This window comes from Craterilacuibacter sp. (assembly GCF_051659485.1).
Classification (GTDB): Bacteria; Pseudomonadota; Gammaproteobacteria; order Burkholderiales; family Chromobacteriaceae; genus Craterilacuibacter.
On sequence record NZ_JBOFOO010000177.1, the window covers coordinates 1 to 16,807 of the forward strand.

At 59.5% G+C, this 16,807-nt stretch carries 19 protein-coding genes; 15 read left to right on the forward strand and 4 right to left on the reverse strand.

Annotated elements, in window-relative coordinates; genetic code table 11:
- The 11 genes from ACRC1E_RS06350 to ACRC1E_RS06400 all read left to right on the forward strand — a co-directional run.
- The coding region (locus ACRC1E_RS06350) for a phosphatidate cytidylyltransferase (RefSeq protein WP_438514288.1) at positions 1–93 on the forward strand (93 nt) is incomplete at its 5' end.
- A 10-nt stretch (positions 94–103) separates the two neighbouring features.
- Entirely contained in the window at positions 104–1,288 is a 1,185-nt protein-coding gene (ispC, locus tag ACRC1E_RS06355; protein WP_438514270.1) for a 1-deoxy-D-xylulose-5-phosphate reductoisomerase, read from the forward strand.
- A complete protein-coding gene (gene rseP / locus ACRC1E_RS06360) occupies positions 1,285–2,625 on the forward strand; it encodes an RIP metalloprotease RseP (protein ID WP_438514271.1) in 1,341 nt (446 codons plus the stop codon). The genes ispC and rseP overlap by 4 nt, the downstream gene beginning before the upstream one ends.
- Before the next feature lie 8 nt (positions 2,626–2,633).
- A complete protein-coding gene (bamA, locus tag ACRC1E_RS06365) occupies positions 2,634–4,934 on the forward strand; it encodes an outer membrane protein assembly factor BamA (protein ID WP_438514272.1) in 2,301 nt (766 codons plus the stop codon).
- A gap of 10 nt (positions 4,935–4,944) precedes the next feature.
- Entirely contained in the window at positions 4,945–5,430 is a 486-nt protein-coding gene (locus ACRC1E_RS06370; RefSeq protein ID WP_438514273.1) for an OmpH family outer membrane protein, read from the forward strand.
- Positions 5,431–5,480: 50 nt separating this feature from the next.
- Entirely contained in the window at positions 5,481–6,560 is a 1,080-nt protein-coding gene (lpxD, locus tag ACRC1E_RS06375) for a UDP-3-O-(3-hydroxymyristoyl)glucosamine N-acyltransferase (protein WP_438514274.1), read from the forward strand.
- On the forward strand, positions 6,557–7,006 hold the full coding sequence (fabZ, locus tag ACRC1E_RS06380; RefSeq protein WP_438514275.1) for a 3-hydroxyacyl-ACP dehydratase FabZ: 450 nt from the start codon (positions 6,557–6,559) through the stop codon (positions 7,004–7,006). The genes lpxD and fabZ overlap by 4 nt, the downstream gene beginning before the upstream one ends.
- Before the next feature lies 1 nt (position 7,007).
- Positions 7,008–7,781 (forward strand): acyl-ACP--UDP-N-acetylglucosamine O-acyltransferase, encoded by a 774-nt coding sequence (lpxA, locus tag ACRC1E_RS06385; protein ID WP_438514276.1) that lies wholly within the window; start codon positions 7,008–7,010, stop codon positions 7,779–7,781.
- 2 nt (positions 7,782–7,783) lie between these two features.
- A complete protein-coding gene (gene lpxB, locus ACRC1E_RS06390; protein ID WP_438514277.1) occupies positions 7,784–8,962 on the forward strand; it encodes a lipid-A-disaccharide synthase in 1,179 nt (392 codons plus the stop codon).
- Positions 8,947–9,546, forward strand: coding sequence for a ribonuclease HII (rnhB, locus tag ACRC1E_RS06395; RefSeq protein WP_438514278.1), 600 nt, complete (start codon positions 8,947–8,949; stop codon positions 9,544–9,546). Before lpxB ends, rnhB begins: the two co-directional genes overlap by 16 nt.
- A gap of 67 nt (positions 9,547–9,613) precedes the next feature.
- Positions 9,614–10,114, forward strand: a complete 501-nt coding sequence (locus tag ACRC1E_RS06400) for a DNA-deoxyinosine glycosylase (RefSeq protein ID WP_438514279.1) — start codon at positions 9,614–9,616, stop codon at positions 10,112–10,114.
- 71 nt (positions 10,115–10,185) lie between these two features.
- On the opposite strand, the gene ACRC1E_RS06405 is transcribed toward ACRC1E_RS06400, so the two are convergent.
- The gene (locus ACRC1E_RS06405; RefSeq protein WP_438514280.1) at positions 10,186–10,764 is read right to left on the reverse strand and encodes a superoxide dismutase; all 579 of its coding nucleotides are present in this window, start codon (positions 10,762–10,764) and stop codon (positions 10,186–10,188) included.
- 116 nt (positions 10,765–10,880) lie between these two features.
- Between ACRC1E_RS06405 and ACRC1E_RS06410 the strand changes: the two genes are divergently transcribed.
- The 4 genes from ACRC1E_RS06410 to ACRC1E_RS06425 all read left to right on the forward strand — a co-directional run bounded on the left by ACRC1E_RS06410 (position 10,881) and on the right by ACRC1E_RS06425 (position 14,457).
- Positions 10,881–12,053, forward strand: a complete 1,173-nt coding sequence (locus tag ACRC1E_RS06410) for an NAD(P)/FAD-dependent oxidoreductase (protein WP_438514281.1) — start codon at positions 10,881–10,883, stop codon at positions 12,051–12,053.
- Positions 12,054–12,116: 63 nt separating this feature from the next.
- Positions 12,117–13,523 carry a replicative DNA helicase gene (dnaB, locus tag ACRC1E_RS06415; RefSeq protein WP_438514282.1) on the forward strand — a complete coding sequence of 469 codons (1,407 nt, stop codon included), beginning with the start codon at positions 12,117–12,119 and terminating at the stop codon, positions 13,521–13,523.
- A gap of 17 nt (positions 13,524–13,540) precedes the next feature.
- Positions 13,541–13,849, forward strand: coding sequence for a (2Fe-2S) ferredoxin domain-containing protein (locus ACRC1E_RS06420; protein ID WP_438514283.1), 309 nt, complete (start codon positions 13,541–13,543; stop codon positions 13,847–13,849).
- On the forward strand, positions 13,849–14,457 hold the full coding sequence (locus ACRC1E_RS06425) for an alpha/beta hydrolase (RefSeq protein WP_438514284.1): 609 nt from the start codon (positions 13,849–13,851) through the stop codon (positions 14,455–14,457). Before ACRC1E_RS06420 ends, ACRC1E_RS06425 begins: the two co-directional genes overlap by 1 nt.
- 56 nt (positions 14,458–14,513) lie before the next feature.
- Here the strand turns inward: ACRC1E_RS06425 and map are convergent, their stop codons facing one another.
- The 3 genes from map to ACRC1E_RS06440 all read right to left on the reverse strand — a co-directional run.
- On the reverse strand, positions 14,514–15,311 hold the full coding sequence (gene map, locus ACRC1E_RS06430) for a type I methionyl aminopeptidase (RefSeq protein ID WP_438514285.1): 798 nt from the start codon (positions 15,309–15,311) through the stop codon (positions 14,514–14,516).
- An 89-nt stretch (positions 15,312–15,400) separates the two neighbouring features.
- The gene (locus tag ACRC1E_RS06435; RefSeq protein WP_438514286.1) at positions 15,401–16,555 is read right to left on the reverse strand and encodes a porin; all 1,155 of its coding nucleotides are present in this window, start codon (positions 16,553–16,555) and stop codon (positions 15,401–15,403) included.
- Positions 16,556–16,622: 67 nt separating this feature from the next.
- Positions 16,623–16,807: hypothetical protein (locus ACRC1E_RS06440; protein WP_438514287.1), on the reverse strand; the 185-nt coding region annotated here is incomplete at its 5' end.

The following is a 16,807-nucleotide window of genomic DNA, read 5'->3' on the forward strand; positions in this document are numbered from 1 at the left end:
GGTCATGGCGGGGTCTACGACCGTATCGACAGCCTGATTGCGGTGCTGGCAGTGGCGAATGCGCTGTTTGCCCTGTCCAGATGGTCAATCTAAGGGGCGGGCAATGACACATTCTTCTTTGGGTATCACCCTGCTGGGCTCCACCGGCAGTATCGGCTGCAGTACGCTGGATGTGCTGGCACGTCACCCCGAGCGCTTTCATGTGGTGGCGCTGACTGGATTTTCGCAGCTTGATGTGCTGTTCGGGCAGTGCTGCCGTTTTAAGCCGCTGTTTGCCGTGGTGGGGGGTGCCGCTTCCGCGCAGATCCTGCGTGCGCGCGTGCTGGATGCCGGGTTGGCAACCGAGGTGTTGCATGGCGAGGCCGCGCTGGAAATGGTGGCGTCTTTGCCTGAAACCCATGCCGTGATGGCGGCGATTGTCGGTGCAGCCGGTTTGCGCCCGGCGATGGCGGCCGCGCGTGCCGGCAAGCGGGTGATGCTGGCCAATAAAGAGTCACTGGTTGTTGCCGGTGCGCTGTTTATGCAGGCTGTGCGCGAGTCCGGTGCGGCTTTGCTGCCGGTGGACAGCGAGCATAACGCCATTTTCCAATCGCTACCGGCAGGTTTTGATGGCGATATGGCTGCCGCTGGGGTCGAAAAGCTGGTGCTGACTGCATCCGGTGGGCCATTTCGCCAGATGGCGGCTGCCGATCTGGCGCATGTTACGCCGGCACAAGCCTGTGCCCACCCCAACTGGAGTATGGGGCGCAAGATTTCAGTTGATTCCGCCACGCTGATGAATAAAGGCTTGGAGCTGATAGAAGCGCACTGGTTATTCAATATGCCGGCCGCAGATATCGAAGTGGTGGTGCATCCGCAAAGCGTTATCCATTCGATGGTGCGCTATCGCGACGGCTCGGTGATTGCCCAACTGGGTGCGCCTGATATGCGCACACCGATTGCCTATGCCTTGTCCTGGCCCGAGCGCATCAATGCCGGTGTTGAACGGCTGGATTTCCTCAAGCTAGGCGCCTTGACGTTTGAAGCGCCATGTCTGGCGCGCTTTCCCTGCCTGGGGCTGGCCTATCAGGCGTTGGCATCTGGCGGTGATGCGACCTGTGTACTGAATGCGGCCAATGAAGTGGCGGTAGCGGCTTTTCTTGCCGGCAAGCTGAGTTTTAACGGTATTGCACATGAAGTCGAAGCCGCATTGGCGGCGCTGGACCTGTCTGCCAGTACCTCGATTGATGGCCTGATGGCGCGTGATGCCGAAACACGGCGCTTTGTCGAAGCAAGGATGCGCTTATGATGACGGTTCTTGCTTTTTTACTCGCCATTGCCGTGCTGGTCACTTTTCACGAGTACGGCCATTATCAGGTTGCCCGTTGGTGTGGTGTGCGCGTGTTGCGTTTTTCCATCGGCTTTGGCAAACCCTTGTTGCGTATGCAGCGCGGTGACACCGAGTGGGTGCTGGCCGCGATTCCGCTGGGCGGCTACGTCAAGATGCTGGATGAGCGCGAAGGCGATGTGAATCCCGCCGATCGTCATCTGGCCTTCAATACCCAGTCGGTTTATAAGCGTATTGCTATCGTGGTGGCCGGCCCGCTGGCCAATTTCCTGATGGCGATCGCCTTGTTTTGGGTGGTATTGCTGCCCGGTGGTCAGGCCATCCATCCGCTGGTCGGAACGGTGGTGCAGCAAAGTGCGGCCGCTGCGGCAGGTGCACAGCCCGGCGACCGGATACTGGCGATCAACGGCCAGACAACGCCAAATTGGGAAGCCATCAGTGATGCAGTCAGTCAGGGTATTGCCAGTGAAGGTAAGCTTGAGCTGAGTGTCGAGCAGTTTGGCGTGAGGCGTGAACTGAGTGTTGATTTGCCGCGTTTCGGTCTGGATCAGCTGGACGAAAAAAGTCTGGGCAAGCTGGGGCTGATGCCGGCGCGTTACCTGCCGAAAATTGCCATGCTGGAGCCGGATGGTGCCGGAGCCAAGGCTGGGCTGAAAGTGGGCGATACCCTGCTTGCGATGGACGGCGTGCCGGTCAAGACTTGGGCCGACTGGGTGCAGGTGGTGCAGAATCATCCGGGCAAGGCCATGCAGCTTAGCGTGGCACGTGGCGGACAAACACTGGATTTGACCTTGCGGCCGGATACAGTGATGCAAGGTGGCGTGGCGCTTGGCCGCATCGGCGCTGCGCCCGAAGTCGACAGGGCATGGAGTCAGGCGCTGGTTTACCCGGTCGACTACACCCCGCTACAGGCTTTGACTGCCGCCTTGGGCAAGACCTGGAATATGTCGGTCACCACGCTGAGCATGATGGGCGGCATGTTGTTTGGCCAGGTATCGCTGGATGCCATCAGTGGGCCGTTTACCATTGCCGACTATGCCGGCAAGAGTGCGGTTCAGGGCTGGCAAAGTTATCTGGCATTCATGGCTGTCATCAGTATCAGCCTTGGTGTACTCAATCTGTTGCCGGTGCCGGTGCTGGATGGGGGACACTTGCTGTATTATGTGGCAGAAATTATCAGGGGCCGGCCGCTGAGCGAACAGCTTCAGCAGCTCGGTCAACGCATCGGTTTTGCCATTATTCTGGCACTTATGGTTCTTGCCCTTTTCAACGATTTGGGCCGACTGCTCGGAGGCTGACGCCAAGCATGAAATCAACAACAATAGTGGCGGCACTGGCTATGGCCTTTATGGCTCAGGCTCAGGCCGAAAGCAGCTTTGTCATCAAGGATATCAAGGTAGAAGGTTTGCAGCGTACCGAACCCGGTACGGTGTTCAGCTATCTGCCGGTCAAGGTGGGGGACACCTTCGACAGCCAGAAGGCTGCCGATGCGATCAAGGTACTGTTTGCCACCGGCTTTTTCAACGACGTCCGTGTCGAACACGAGGGTGATGTGGTGATCGTCGCCGTGGCAGAGCGTCCGGTGGTGGCGCAACTGACCGTCGAGGGTGCCAAGGAGTTCGACAAGGAGCAGCTGAAAAAAGCGCTCAAGGAAAATGGTCTGGCTGACGGACGTATTTTCGATCAGGCACTGCTGGATCAGGCGATACAGGAACTCAAGCGCCAGTATTACAGCCGCGGCAAATATTCGGTCGATATCCAGCCTACGGTGACCCGTCTGGATCGCAATCGCGTGGCGGTGACGCTGGATATTACCGAGGGTGTGACGGCCAAAATCCGCGAGATCAATATCGTAGGCAGCAAGGACTTCGACCAGGACACGCTGCTGGAGGAGTTCTCGCTGGCACCTTCGGGCTGGATGAGCTGGATCGCACGCGACGACCAGTATTCCAAGCAGAAGCTGTCGGCTGATCTGGAGAAGCTCAAGGCCTTCTACCAGAATCAGGGTTATGTCGAGTTCAATATCGAGTCGACACAGGTCTCGATCAGCGCCGACAAGAAGGATGTTTATCTCACGATCAATGTAACCGAAGGCAAGCCTTACCGCGTCGCCGAAACCCGTCTGGCAGGGGATCTCAAGGTCGCCGAGTCCGTACTGAAACCGCTGATTGCGGTCAAGAGCGGTGAGCTGTTCGAGCGCGAGAAGGTCAATGCAACGGTGAGCGCCATTGCCGATAAATTGGGCGCCGAAGGCTACGCGTTTGCCAATGTCAACGTGGTGCCCGAACTGGACAAGGATAAGCAAACAGTCAAGCTGACCTTCTTTGTCGACCCGGGCCGCAAGACCTATGTGCGCCGTATCTCGATTGCCGGCAATACCCGTACCCGCGATGAAGTCATCCGCCGCGAGTTGCGCCAGCTGGAAGCCTCTACCTATAACGGCGAGGCAATCAAGCGCTCCAAGGAGCGCCTGGAGCTTTTGGGTTATTTCGAGACCGTCCACGTAGAAACCCCGCCGGTGACCGAAACACCGGATCAGGTGGATATGGCGATCTCGGTCAAGGAGCGTGCCACCGGCAGCATTCAGGCCGGTGTCGGCTTTGTGCAGGGCGAGGGCTTGCAGCTGTCGGCCTCGGTGTCGCAAAGCAATGTACTGGGCTCGGGCAAGTCGATTGCGTTGGCATTCTCCAACGGCAAGGCCAACAAGCAGGCATCGGTATCGTTTACCGACCCGTACTTTACTGCCGATGGCGTCAGCCTGGGTTACGATGCCTACTACCGTGTCTATGACCCGGATGCCGTGGACCAGAGCCAGTACAAGAGCACCACTTTCGGTGGCGGTCTGCGCATGGGGGTACCGATTACCGAGTACGACCGTATCAACCTCGGTCTGGGTGCCGAAAACACCGACCTGACCTTGTTTGAGACCAGTCCGGAGCGTTACAAAGAGTTTGTCGAAAAGAACGGTGCGCAAAACACCACTCTGCTGGGGAGTGCCAGCTGGGGGCGCGACACGCGTGACAGTGCCTTATGGCCGACACGCGGCGGTACCATGGGGGTGAGGCTGGAGGCGGGCCTGCCCGGTGGCGATATCCAGTACTGGCGCTTTACCCCGAATGTGACCTGGTTCTTCCCGCTGTCCAAGACCTTTACCTTGGCCACCAGTGGCGAGGCCGGTATCGTCAAGGGCTATGGCAAGACCAAGGAAGTGCCGTTCTTCCAGAACTTCTATATGGGCGGTATAGGCTCGGTGCGTGGTTTTGACAACGGCAGCATGGGGCCTAAGGATAAGCCGGATGCATTTGGCGATGAAGACTATCTGGGCGGTACGCACAAGCTGCAGACCAGTATCGAGCTCTTGTTCCCGTTCCCGGGGATGAAGGACAACCGCTCGTTGCGTACCAGCCTGTTCTTCGATGCCGGTACCTTGTGGGACCCGAAAGAGCCAGGCAGTGATATATCGAGCGGGCTGCGCTATTCGGCCGGTGCGGCGCTGGCCTGGTTGTCGCCGGTAGGACCCATGAAGTTTAGCTATGCAGTGCCATTGAAGAAGGAAGAAAGCGACAAGATCCAGCGCTTCCAGTTCACCTTGGGTACGGTATTCTAAAGGAGGTTTTGTGAAAGCAATCAAACCGTTATGTATGGTGCTGGGGCTGGCTTTGGCAGGCCCGCTGGCTGCCGCTGATTTCAAGTTTGGCTATATCAAGATCGAACGCATCTACAGTGAATCTGCGCCGGCACAAATGGCACAAAAAAAACTGGAGAAAGAGTTTGCGCCGCGCGAAGCCGAACTGAAGAAACTGGCGGCCAAGGCCAAGGATTTACAGACGCAGTTGGGTAAAAAGCCGGATGAAGCCACTCGCCGCAGCATAGAGCGCGAGATGGGCACGCTGGAGCGCGAGTATCAGGCCAAGCTCAGGGACTTTCGCGATGACTTGAACCAGCGCCGCAACGAGGAGTTTGCTGCGGTTCAGGAGCGGGCCAACCGCCTGGTACGCCAGATTGCCGAGAAAGAGCAATACGATCTGGTGCTGCAGGACGCGGTCTATGTGAACCCCAAGTTCGACATCACGCCACGCGTGCTTAAAGAACTGGAAAAATAAGCCCGGACCTGTGTCCGGTTCATGAGGCGCGGGCGGATGACGCCCGCGCAATGATCAGCCGACGCCAAGTCGGCTTTATTACTGCCATGCAACTATCCGAAATTATCAGCCATCTGGGTGGCGAGCTTCATGGTGATGACTGCCAGATCAACAAACTGGCACCGTTAAGTGTCGCCGCTGCCGGCGAGATCACCTTTTTGGCTAATCCCAAATACCGGCGCGAGCTGGCATTGTCGCAGGCCGCGTGCGTGATCGTGCGCGCCGATATGCAAGCAGAAGGGGTGGCCCCGGGGCGCAGCCTGATCGTGGCTGCCGATCCTTACCTGTATTTTGCCCGTGTCGCGACCCTGCTTAATCCGCCGCCGGCTTTGCAGTGCGGCATTGATGCGCGCGCCGTGGTCGATGCCAGTGCCGTGGTCGCCGCCAGCAGTGAAATCGGGCCCTTGGTTGTGCTCGGGCGTGGCGTCGTCGTTGGCGAGCGTTGCCGTCTGCATCCGGGTGTAGTGCTGGGCGACGGCGTGGTGCTGGGGGACGATGTGATCCTTTACCCGAATGTGACCGTCTATCACGGCTGCCGGATCGGCAACCGGGTGGCGATACATTCGGGGACGGTCATCGGTGCCGACGGCTTTGGCCTCGCCTGGGACAAGGATCACTGGTTCAAGATCCCGCAGACCGGCCGCGTACTGATTGAAGACGATGTTGAAATCGGTGCCAATACCACGGTAGACCGTGGTGCGCTGGCCGATACGATAATCCGTGCCGGTGCCAAAATAGACAATCTGGTGCAGATCGCCCACAACTGCGATATCGGCGAACATACGGCGATTGCCGGTTGCACCGGTATTGCCGGCAGCACCAAGATCGGTGCCCGCTGCACGCTGGGTGGTGCGGTGATGATGGTCGGCCACATCGAAATTGCCGACCGCACCCATATCGGCGGCGGCACACTGGTGTCCAAGTCGATCAAGAAATCCGATAACTATGCGTCCAGCTACCCGCTGTCTACCGCTAAAGACTGGATGGCCAATGCCGTGCATTTGCGCCATCTCGACAAGCTGGTTGACCGTGTCAAGGCGCTGGAAAAAGAACTCAAGGCCATCAGGCCGGAACAAGGAAAAGAAGAATGACCGAAGCCGTGACTATCGATGTGCGCGAAATCATGCGCCACTTGCCGCACCGTTATCCGTTTTTGCTGGTAGACCGCGTCACCGAGTTCGAGCCCAATGTCCGCATCAAGGCGCTGAAGAACGTCACCATCAACGAGCCCTTCTTTGTCGGCCACTTTGGCGACTATCCGGTGATGCCGGGGGTGCTGATTATCGAAGCACTGGCGCAGGCTGCCGGCGTGCTGTCGATCAAGAGCGTGGGCGAGCGCAAGGAAAACGAGCTGTATTTCTTTGTCGGTATCGACAATGCCCGCTTCAAGCGTCAGGTGGTGCCGGGCGATCAGCTGGTGCTGGAAGTCGAGCAGATTGCCTCCAAGCGCGGTATCGCCAAATATAATGCGCGTGCGCTGGTCGATGGCCAGGTGGCATGCGAGGCTCAAATCATGTGTGCCAAGCGCGAGGTCTGATATGGCTATCCATTCCACGGCGATTGTTGATCCGCAAGCCAAGATTGCCGCCGATGTCGAAATCGGTGCCTATTCCATCATCGGCCCCAATGTCGAAATCGGCGCGGGCTGCTGGATAGGCCCGCATGTGGTGATAGAAGGCCACACCACGCTGGGCAAAAATAACCGCGTATTCCAGTTTTGTTCGCTGGGCGCCGCTCCGCAGGACAAGAAATATGCCGGCGAGCCGACACGGCTGGAAATCGGCGACAACAATACCATACGCGAGTTCTGTACCTTTAATCTGGGTACCTCGCAGGATGTGGGTGTAACCCGGGTCGGCAACGACAACTGGATCATGGCCTATGTCCATCTGGCGCATGACTGTCAGGTAGGCAACCACACCATCTTTGCCAATAATGCGACTCTGGCCGGGCATGTGCATATCGGCGACTGGGTGATTCTGGGCGGCTTTACCAGCGTGCACCAGTTCTCTGTGGTGGGCGACCATGCGATGACCGCTTTTGCCAGTGCCGTGACGCAGGATGTGCCGCCGTTCGTAATGGCGGCGGGTAACCGTGCCGTGCCGGCTGGTATCAATAGCGAAGGACTGAAGCGTCGAGGCTTTACGCCGGACGCCATACGCGCCATCAAAAATGCGTACAAGGCCTTGTACCGTCAGGGGCTGCCTTACGAAGAAGCCAAGGCTGTCGTGTTGCAGGCTGCTAGCGAGCAAGAGGCGATGGAGCCCTTCGTGCGCTTCTTTGCGGCTTCGGCGCGAGGGATTATCCGCTGACTATGCGCGAACCCCTGTTTCGCAAGACGGGTGCGCTCAAGGTGGCGATGGTGGCCGGCGAGGCATCGGGCGATCTTTTGGCATCCTATCTGATGGATGCCTTGCGCGAGCGTCACCCGGATATCGAGTTTGCCGGCATTGGCGGGCCGCGCATGCAGGCGCGCGGTTTTCACTCGGTGGTGCCGCAGGAGCGCCTCGCGGTGCGCGGTTATCTTGAGGTGCTGTCGCGGTTGCCGGAGTTGCTGGGCATTCGCCGGCGCCTGAAAAACGACTTGCTGGCCGAGCGCCCGGATGTCTTTATCGGTGTGGATGCCCCCGACTTCAATCTGGGCCTGGAAAAATCGCTCAAGCGCGGCGGTATTGCAACCGTGCACTATGTCAGCCCTTCAGTCTGGGCCTGGCGTCCCGAGCGGGTGGCCAAGATAGGCGAATCGGTATCGCGCATGCTGTGCCTGTTTCCGATGGAGCCGCCGCTGTACGAGAAGTACGGTGTGCCGGTGGCTTTTGTCGGTCACCCGCTGGCGAGTGTGATTCCGCTGGTGCCGGATAAGGCAGCGATGCGGCGCGAGCTGGGTCTGGCGCAGCAGGTGCCGGTGTTTGCCTTGTTGCCGGGCTCGCGGGTCAGTGAACTCGATTTCATGATGCCGGTGTATCTGGCGACGGCGCGCCTGTTGCTGGCGCGTTATCCTGAGGCCGAATTTCTGGTGCCCTTGGCCACGCGTGCCACCATGGACCGCTTCGATGCACTGTTAACCGAGCACAAGGCCTGGGATTTGCCGCTACGCAAGCTGATCGGTCACGCGCAGATGGCGATGATCGCCAGCGATGTGGTGCTGGTTACCAGCGGTACCGCGACACTGGAAGTGGCGCTGACCAAGCGCCCCATGGTGATCAGTTACAAGTTGTCGCGCTTCACCTATTGGCTGGTCAAGCGCAAGATCAAGCTGCCCTGGGTTGGCCTGCCCAATATTCTGGCCGGCCGTGCCGTGGTACCCGAGTTGCTGCAGGGCGAGGCCACACCGCAGAAGCTGGCCGCCGAGATGGCGCGTATCTATGAGGACACGGCCTATCAGGCCGAGGTCGTTGACGAATTCACCCGCTTGCACCAGTCGCTACAGCAGGATACGGCGCGTCTGGCGGCAGAAGCGGTGCTGGAGGTGGCAGGATGCCGGACAAACTGATGCGGATAGCCGGTGTGGACGAGGCGGGCAGGGGGCCGTTGGCGGGGGAAGTGTACGCGGCGGCGGTGATTCTCGACCCGGCGCGTCCGATAGCGGGCTTAGCCGACTCCAAAAAATTGTCGGCGGCCAAGCGCGATGCGCTGGCGCTGGAAATCCGCGAAAAAGCCTTGGCCTGGTGCATTACCCAAGCCAGCGTGGACGAAATCGACAGTTTGAATATTCTGCACGCGACCATGCTGGCGATGCGCAGGGCGCTAGAAGGGCTGGCCATCCCGCCGGACGAAGCGATTATCGACGGTAATCGTGTACCCCAAGGCTTGCTTATGCCGGCGCGCGCCATCGTCAAGGGCGATGCGACCGAGCCTGCGATTTCGGCCGCGTCTATCCTGGCCAAGACCGCACGCGATGCGTCTTTGCTCGAACTAGATGCCCGCCATCCCGAGTATGGTTTTGCCCGCCACAAGGGCTACCCGACCGCCGAACATATGGCCGCGATCGCGGCGCATGGCGTCTTGCCCGAGCATCGCAAGAGCTTCGGGCCGGTGCGCAAGTGGCTGGACGCGCATCAGGGCGAGCTGTTCTGAGCCTCGCCGGCATGGTCTTGCGGCTAAGCCTGTTTAGCCGCCAGCCTGCAGATCCAAGATCCCAAACATGACTGAACTCAAGCATTGCTTTGCGCCCGTTGTAGACAGCCGCACCCGCGTACTGGTGCTGGGCTCTTTGCCGGGGGACGCATCGCTTGCTGCCGGCGAGTATTATGCCCATCCGCGCAATGCCTTCTGGCCACTTGTCAGTGCCCTGACTGGCCAGCCGCTGGCCGGCTTGCCTTACGATGCACGCCTGCAAAGCCTGTTGGCCTGCGGCATCGGCTTGTGGGATGTGGTCGGGCAGGCGCGCAGGAAAGGGAGCCTGGACACGGCGCTACGGGGTGCGCAGCCTAATGATCTGGCGGCACTGGCGACAAGCTTGCCCGCGCTACAAGTTTTGGCCTGTAATGGTGCGCTCGCCTACAAAACCGTCATGCGTGATTTTCTGCCCGGCGTGCTTGTCATGGCCCTGCCATCGACCAGCCCGGCTTATACCTTGGCGTTTGCCGGCAAGCTGTTGGCCTGGCAGGCCTTGCTGCCTTTTGTCGGCCGGAGCGAGCCATAAAAAAAGACGCCCGATGGGCGTCTCTTTGAGGTGTGAGCGCTAGGCTTTGCCCGCCATCACGCGCTTGCCTATCAGGCGAAGTTCTTGGCGACGTAGTCCCAGTCCACCAGCTTCCAGAAGCCTTCCAGATAGTTCGGGCGGCTATTGCGGTAGTCGATGTAGTAGGCGTGCTCCCATACGTCACAAGTCAGCAGTGCCTTGTTGGCGGTGGTCAGCGGGGTGGCGGCATTGCTGGTCGATACCAGATCGAGCGAGCCGTCAGCCGTTTTAACCAGCCAGGCCCAGCCGGAGCCGAAGGTGCCGGCTGCGACGGCATTGAATGCCTTCTTGAATTCGTCGAAGGAACCCCATTTGGCGTTGATTGCGTCGGCCAGTGCGCCTTCGGGTGCGCCTTTGCCGTTCGGGGTCAGGCCGAACCAGTAAAAGGTATGGTTCCACACCTGGGCTGCGTTGTTGAAGATGCCGCCGGTCGAGCCTTTGATGATCTCTTCGAGCGAGGAATTTTCGAATTCGCCGCCCTTGATCAGATTGTTCAGGTTGGTGATATAAGTCTGGTGATGCTTGCCGTAGTGATATTCCAGTGTTTCCTTGGAAATAGTCGGTGCCAGGGCGTCCAGGGCGTATGGCAGTTCAGGCAGTTTGTGTTCCATTTATGCTCTCCTTGTTGGTCTTTAGACAGTATCATCACCTAATCATACATGGCGAGTTTACTGGATTTGGGTACGTCCCGCCAATGGTTGACCAGATAAGTAAGGTAAAGGTTTGCATGGACAGGTTTGATGTAATCGTGATCGGTGCCGGCGCGGCCGGTTTGATGTGTGCGGCGACTGCCGGCCAGCGTGGCCGGCGCGTGCTGTTGCTGGATCACGCGCAGAAGCTGGCGGAAAAAATCCGCATTTCGGGCGGCGGGCGCTGTAATTTTACCAATAGCGGTGCGCGTTACGACTGCTACTTGTCGGAGAACCCGAATTTCTGCCGCTCGGCGCTGGCGCAATATACGCCGCAGGACTTTATCGACCTGCTTGCGCGTTACGGCATCAGCTGGCATGAAAAGAAGCTGGGCCAGTTGTTTTGCGATGAGTCCAGCGAGCAGATCATCGCGATGCTGGATGCCGAGTGCCAGCTGGGGCATGTCGAGCGGCGCATGGGCGTGCAGATTGTGTCCGTTTCCCGTGATGGCGATTTCGTGGTGGAAACGGCAGCGGGTGCGATTGCCTGCGCGTCTCTGGTGGTGGCCACCGGCGGCCTGTCGATTCCGCAAATCGGTGCCAGCCCTTTGGGCTATCGTCTGGCCGAGCAATTTGGTGTGGCCTTGACGCCGCTGGCACCGGCTTTGGTGCCGCTGACTTTCCATGTGGAAGATGCGGCCTGTTTTGCCGAACTGGCCGGCGTATCGCTGGAGGTGGAGCTTAGGGCAGGCAAGGGATGTTTTCGCGAGAATGTGCTGTTTACCCATAAAGGGGTGTCCGGCCCGGCCATTTTGCAGATCTCGTCCTACTGGACGCCGGGCATGGAAATCAGCATCGATTTATTGCCGGGGCAGGATGCCGCCGACTTGCTGGCCGGGCGCGAGCACAGCGAACAGCGGGTGGCCAATGCACTGGTGGAGTGGGGCTGGCCGCGGCGTTTTGCCGATGCCTGGCTCAAGGTGCAGGGCTTTGATGTGCGCCTGCGCGAACTCACCCCGAAAACCCGTGGCCGGTTGGCCGAGGCCATTCACTACTGGCGCCTCAAGCCCAACGGTACGCAAGGCTACAAGAAGGCCGAAGTGACGCTGGGTGGTGTATCGACGCGCGCCTTGTCATCCAAGACCCTGCAAGCCAACGCGGTGCCAGGCCTGTATTTCATCGGCGAAGTGGTCGATGTGACTGGCTGGCTGGGGGGGTATAATTTCCAGTGGGCGTGGTCCAGCGGCTTTGTCGCCGGCAAAAACTGCTAGAATCCCGCTTTCAGATTTCCGGCTGCCGCCCCTTGTGGCGGCGGCCTTTCCTTAAGTGCCCACATGACCGAATCCATCGAGAATTTTGACAGTGCAGCCGCGGCCGTACGCGCGCCGCCGCAATCCGTCGAGGCCGAGCAATCGGTACTGGGCGGCCTGTTGCTGGACAATAGCGCGTTCGACAAGATCGCCGACGTAGTGATCGAGGCGGATTTTTACCGCCACGACCACAAGATCATCTTTAAGCACATTTCGCGCTTGGTCGAACTGGCCCGTCCTGCCGATGTGGTGACCGTCTCCGAGAGCCTGGACAAGAACGCCGAGCTGGGTAATGTCGGCGGTCTGGCTTATCTCGCGCAACTGGCGCAGAACACGCCGTCGGCGGCCAATATCCGCCGTTATGCCGAGATCGTGCGCGAGCGTTCGGTGATGCGCCAGCTGGCGGTCATCGGTACCGAAATTGCCGAGTCGGCCTATAACCCGCAGGGGCGCGACGCTTCGCAGTTGCTGGATGAAGCCGAAGGCAAGGTGTTCCAGATTGCCGAATCGACGGCCAAGTCCAAAAAGGGCTTTCTGGAAATGCCCGGCCTGCTCAAGGAGGTGGTCGAGCGTATCGACATGCTGTACAGCCGCGATAATCCGGATGATGTCACCGGGGTGCCGACCGGCTTTACCGATCTGGACTCCAAGACCTCCGGCCTGCAGCCTGGCGATCTGGTGATCGTGGCCGGTCGTCCGTCCATGGGTAAGACGGCGTTCTCGATGAACATCGCCGAGCACGTCGCGGTCGAGCAGCACCTTCCGGTCGCCGTGTTTTCCATGGAAATGGGCGGCACCCAGCTGGTGATGCGTATGCTGGGCTCGGTCGGGCGGCTGGATCAGCACGTCCTTCGCACCGGCAAGCTGCAGGATGAAGACTGGAGCAAGCTGACCTACGCGATCGGCAAACTGTCGGATGCACCTATGTATATCGACGAGACGCCGGCGTTGACCGCACTGGAGGTGCGTGCCCGCTCGCGCCGTCTGGCGCGTCAGCATGGCGGCAAGCTGGGCTTGATCGTGATCGACTATTTGCAGCTGATGTCGGGCTCGGGTCGCGGTGATAACCGGACTGCCGAGCTGGGCGAGATTTCGCGCGGCATCAAGGGGCTGGCGCGTGAACTGGAAGTGCCGATTATTGCGCTGTCGCAGTTGTCGCGCGCGGTGGAGCAGCGCCCGAACAAGCGCCCGATGATGTCCGACCTGCGTGAATCCGGTGCCATCGAACAGGATGCCGATATTATCCTGTTTATGTACCGCGACGAGTATTACAACCCGGATACGCCGGATAAGGGGCTGGCCGAAGCCATTATTGCCAAGCACCGTAATGGTCCGACCGGCACGGTGCGGCTGGCCTTTATCGGCCACTATGCCAAATTCGATAATGCGGCACTGCATGGCGCCACCGGCTGGGCCGACAACGACGGCTGACAACAAGAGAAACCGCGATGAGCTTTTACGACAAGCATGTGTTTGTGTGCTGCAACCAGCGCGCCGGGGGCGAAGACTGTTGCAATACTCATGGCGCCAGCGAGCTGCTTTCCTATATGAAAGACCGGGTCAAGGCGCTGGGTCTTGCCGGCGAGGGGCAGATCCGCGTCAACAAGGCCGGTTGCCTCGGGCGCTGCGATGCCGGGCCGGTGATGGTGATTTACCCGCAGGAAACCTGGTACACCTTTATCGACAAGGAAGACATCGATGAAATCGTCACCGAGCATATGGTCGCCGGGCGCGAGGTGGAAAGGCTGAAAATCTGATGCTTAAAGCGCAAAACAAGCTGGGGATTGCCGGGCCTGCCGGCGTACTCGACACTATCGTGATTCCGGCGCAAGGGGAGATCAGCGGTATTGCCGTGATCTGTCATCCCAACCCGCTGCAGGGCGGCACGCATAGCAATAAGGTGGTGCAGACCGCGGCGCGTGTGTTGTCACACATGGGCTATGTCTGCTATCTGCCTAATCTGCGCGGTGTCGGCGATAGTGGCGGTGTACATGACCATGGTGTTGGCGAGGTGGACGATGTGATCGCCGTTGTCGATTATGCCAAGGCAGCGCATGGTGCATTGCCGCTGGCGCTGGCCGGTTTCTCGTTCGGCGGTTTTGTCGCCGCCCGCACGCGTGCGCGCATCGAGGCCGACAAGCTGTTGCTGATGGGGGTTGCGGTCGGTAAATACGAGATTGCCACGCCGCAGGTGCCGGCCGATACCCTGGTCATACATGGCGAACAGGACGAAGTGATTGCGCTGGATGCCGTATTCGACTGGGCGCGCCCGCAAGCTTTACCTGTGCTGGTGCTGCCTGGCGCCGGCCATTTCTTTCATGGCCGCTTAATCCAGCTGGCGGCACTGATCAAGCGCTGCTGGTGATATGCCGGTAGTCAACAAAGGGCGCTCTGGGCGCCCTTTGTTGTTTCTAGCCTGCTTTATTTCCACACCGGCTTGGGCGGTGTACCGTCCGAAACGGTCAGGATTTCGTAACCGGTGTCGGTGACCAGCAGGGTGTGCTCCCACTGTGCCGACAGGCTGCGGTCCTTGGTGACTACGGTCCAGCCATCGGCCAGCATGCGCAGGTGGCGTTTGCCCTGATTGATCATCGGCTCGATGGTGAAGATCATGCCGGCCTTGATCTCGATGCCGGTGCCCGGGCGTCCGTAGTGCAGCACCTGCGGCTCTTCGTGGAATTTGGTGCCGATGCCGTGGCCGCAGAATTCCTGCACCACGCTATAACCGGCTTTTTCGGCATGCTGCTGGATGGCATAGCCGATATCGCCCAGTTTGGCACCGGGCTTGACCTTCTCTATCCCCTTCCACATGCATTCGTAGGTGACGCGGCACAGGCGGCGGGCGTGTTCGCCGACTTCACCGACGTAATACATGCGGCTGCTGTCGCCGTGGTAACCATCCTTGATGACGGTGATGTCGAGGTTGACGATCTCGCCGTTTTTCAGCGGCTTGTCGCACGGAATGCCATGGCAGATCACCGGGCCGACCGAGCTGCAGATGGATTTGGGGTAGGGGGTGCCGCCATCGGGGGCATAGTTCAGCGGTGCCGGAATGGTGCCTTGCACATTGACCATATAGTCGTGGCACAGGCGGTCCAGCTCTTCGGTCGTCACGCCCGGTTTGACGAAAGGCGTGATGTAATCCAGCACCTCGGACGCCAGGCGTCCGGCGATGCGCATTTTTTCGATGTCCTGCTCGGTCTTGATGACGATGCTCATGGCGGTGTCGCAAAGAGTGTGATAACGCGCCATGTTAACAAAAACGGGCACCCTGAGGTACCCGTTGCGTTTCAAACATACAAGACAGATCAGAAATTGACGCGCAGGCCGGCACCGAATGCCTGCGGGTCGGCACCTGCTGCCAGCTTGGCGCTGCTGCTGCCCTGACCGCTGCTATAGATCGGGTTAACTGCAAAGTTGGCGCTTGCCGCCTTGTCGTTCTTGATCTTGGTTGCGTAGGCAAAGACCTGAGTCTGCTTGGACAGGTCGTAAGTCGCACCCAATACCCACTGGCTGGCCTTGTGGTCGTCGGCGTTGTTTACGCCATCGAGCTTGCCCAAGCTGCCATAAGAGGCGCGTACCGAGGCGGCACCGAACTTCTGAATCACTGCGAGGTGCCAGTCGTTCTGCTTGGTGTCGGCGGCGGTGACATTGTCCACGCGCGCCCACTCGTAGCCGGCGCCGACAGTGGTGCCGGTGGTGAAGGTATAGGCGGCGGCCAGTTTGTAGAACTGGGTTTTATCGATGCTAGGCGTGTAGGTGGCTGGCGTGGTAGAGGATGCCTTGAACTTGTCGCCGGCGCGGTCGTAACCGGCGCCGATCTTCAGGCCGCCATTGCTGTACTGCGCCGCCAGCGACCAGCGGTCATTGCTCTGGCGTTGTTCGCCGGTGGCAGGCGTCGATACATAGCGGTCTTCGTCAAAGCCGTACGACAGGCCGGCGACAAGACCTGCCCAGTTCTGGCTGGTCCAGCTAAAGCTGTTCTTCAGGCGGGCATCGCCACGGCTGTAGGTCGATTTGTCGCCGTGGGTGTCGGCAGTGGTGTTGCTCATCACGTTCAGGCCGATATCGGTCAGACGCTTGTAGGCGGAATCGTAGTTGCCGAGCACGAAGGTGCCGACGGTGGCGTCGGACAGACCGACGAAGCTGTTGCGGGTAGCGAAGGTCGCCGATTCGCCCTTGTCGTTAACGCCGCCGTTTTCAAAGTTGCGCAGGCTCTGTTCGAGTTGCCACACCGCTTTCAGGCCATTGCCCAGATCTTCGTTGCCCTTGAAGCCGATGCGCGAATTCTGGTCGGTGACGCGGGTGGTGCGCTGAAAATCTTTGTCTTTTTTCGGGTCGGTCACGCCGTCGGCCTTGGCCGACTCGACACCGGCGCTGATAAAGCCGTAAATGCTGACGTCGGCGTAGGCCGGGATGGCAAACAGGGTGGCAATGGCAACGGCCAGGGTTTTCTTGTACATGTAATGCTCCAGTGTGGTTTGTCCTGCCGGATGCGTGTCCGGGTGCAGGCAGTATTGCGAGGCAGCATTACATGACGATTGCAGCATGGCGAGACTGTTGCGTTAACGCAACGCGTGTTGCAAAAATACAAAACGGGCGCCGCAGCGCCCGTTTGATCGCCGGTGAAGGCTTAGAAATTGACGCGGATCCCTGCGCCAAAGGCTTGTGGGTCGTTGCCTGCGGCCAGAATGCACTTGCCATCTTCTGTGCCA

Bases quoted from the DNA above. Each gene is read 5' to 3' on its own strand.
- ispC (WP_438514270.1), top strand. From the start codon at position 104: ATGACACATTCTTCTTTGGGTATCACCCTGCTGGGCTCCACCGGCAGT.
- ACRC1E_RS06405 (WP_438514280.1), bottom strand. From the start codon at position 10,764: ATGGAACACAAACTGCCTGAACTGCCATACGCCCTGGACGCCCTGGCA.
- lpxB (WP_438514277.1), top strand. From the start codon at position 7,784: ATGCGCGAACCCCTGTTTCGCAAGACGGGTGCGCTCAAGGTGGCGATG.
- fabZ (WP_438514275.1), top strand. From the start codon at position 6,557: ATGACCGAAGCCGTGACTATCGATGTGCGCGAAATCATGCGCCACTTG.
- lpxA (WP_438514276.1), top strand. From the start codon at position 7,008: ATGGCTATCCATTCCACGGCGATTGTTGATCCGCAAGCCAAGATTGCC.
- rnhB (WP_438514278.1), top strand. From the start codon at position 8,947: ATGCCGGACAAACTGATGCGGATAGCCGGTGTGGACGAGGCGGGCAGG.
- lpxD (WP_438514274.1), top strand. From the start codon at position 5,481: ATGATCAGCCGACGCCAAGTCGGCTTTATTACTGCCATGCAACTATCC.
- ACRC1E_RS06410 (WP_438514281.1), top strand. From the start codon at position 10,881: ATGGACAGGTTTGATGTAATCGTGATCGGTGCCGGCGCGGCCGGTTTG.
- ACRC1E_RS06435 (WP_438514286.1), bottom strand. From the start codon at position 16,555: ATGTACAAGAAAACCCTGGCCGTTGCCATTGCCACCCTGTTTGCCATC.
- ACRC1E_RS06425 (WP_438514284.1), top strand. From the start codon at position 13,849: ATGCTTAAAGCGCAAAACAAGCTGGGGATTGCCGGGCCTGCCGGCGTA.
- ACRC1E_RS06420 (WP_438514283.1), top strand. From the start codon at position 13,541: ATGAGCTTTTACGACAAGCATGTGTTTGTGTGCTGCAACCAGCGCGCC.
- map (WP_438514285.1), bottom strand. From the start codon at position 15,311: ATGAGCATCGTCATCAAGACCGAGCAGGACATCGAAAAAATGCGCATC.
- ACRC1E_RS06400 (WP_438514279.1), top strand. From the start codon at position 9,614: ATGACTGAACTCAAGCATTGCTTTGCGCCCGTTGTAGACAGCCGCACC.
- rseP (WP_438514271.1), top strand. From the start codon at position 1,285: ATGATGACGGTTCTTGCTTTTTTACTCGCCATTGCCGTGCTGGTCACT.
- bamA (WP_438514272.1), top strand. From the start codon at position 2,634: ATGAAATCAACAACAATAGTGGCGGCACTGGCTATGGCCTTTATGGCT.
- dnaB (WP_438514282.1), top strand. From the start codon at position 12,117: ATGACCGAATCCATCGAGAATTTTGACAGTGCAGCCGCGGCCGTACGC.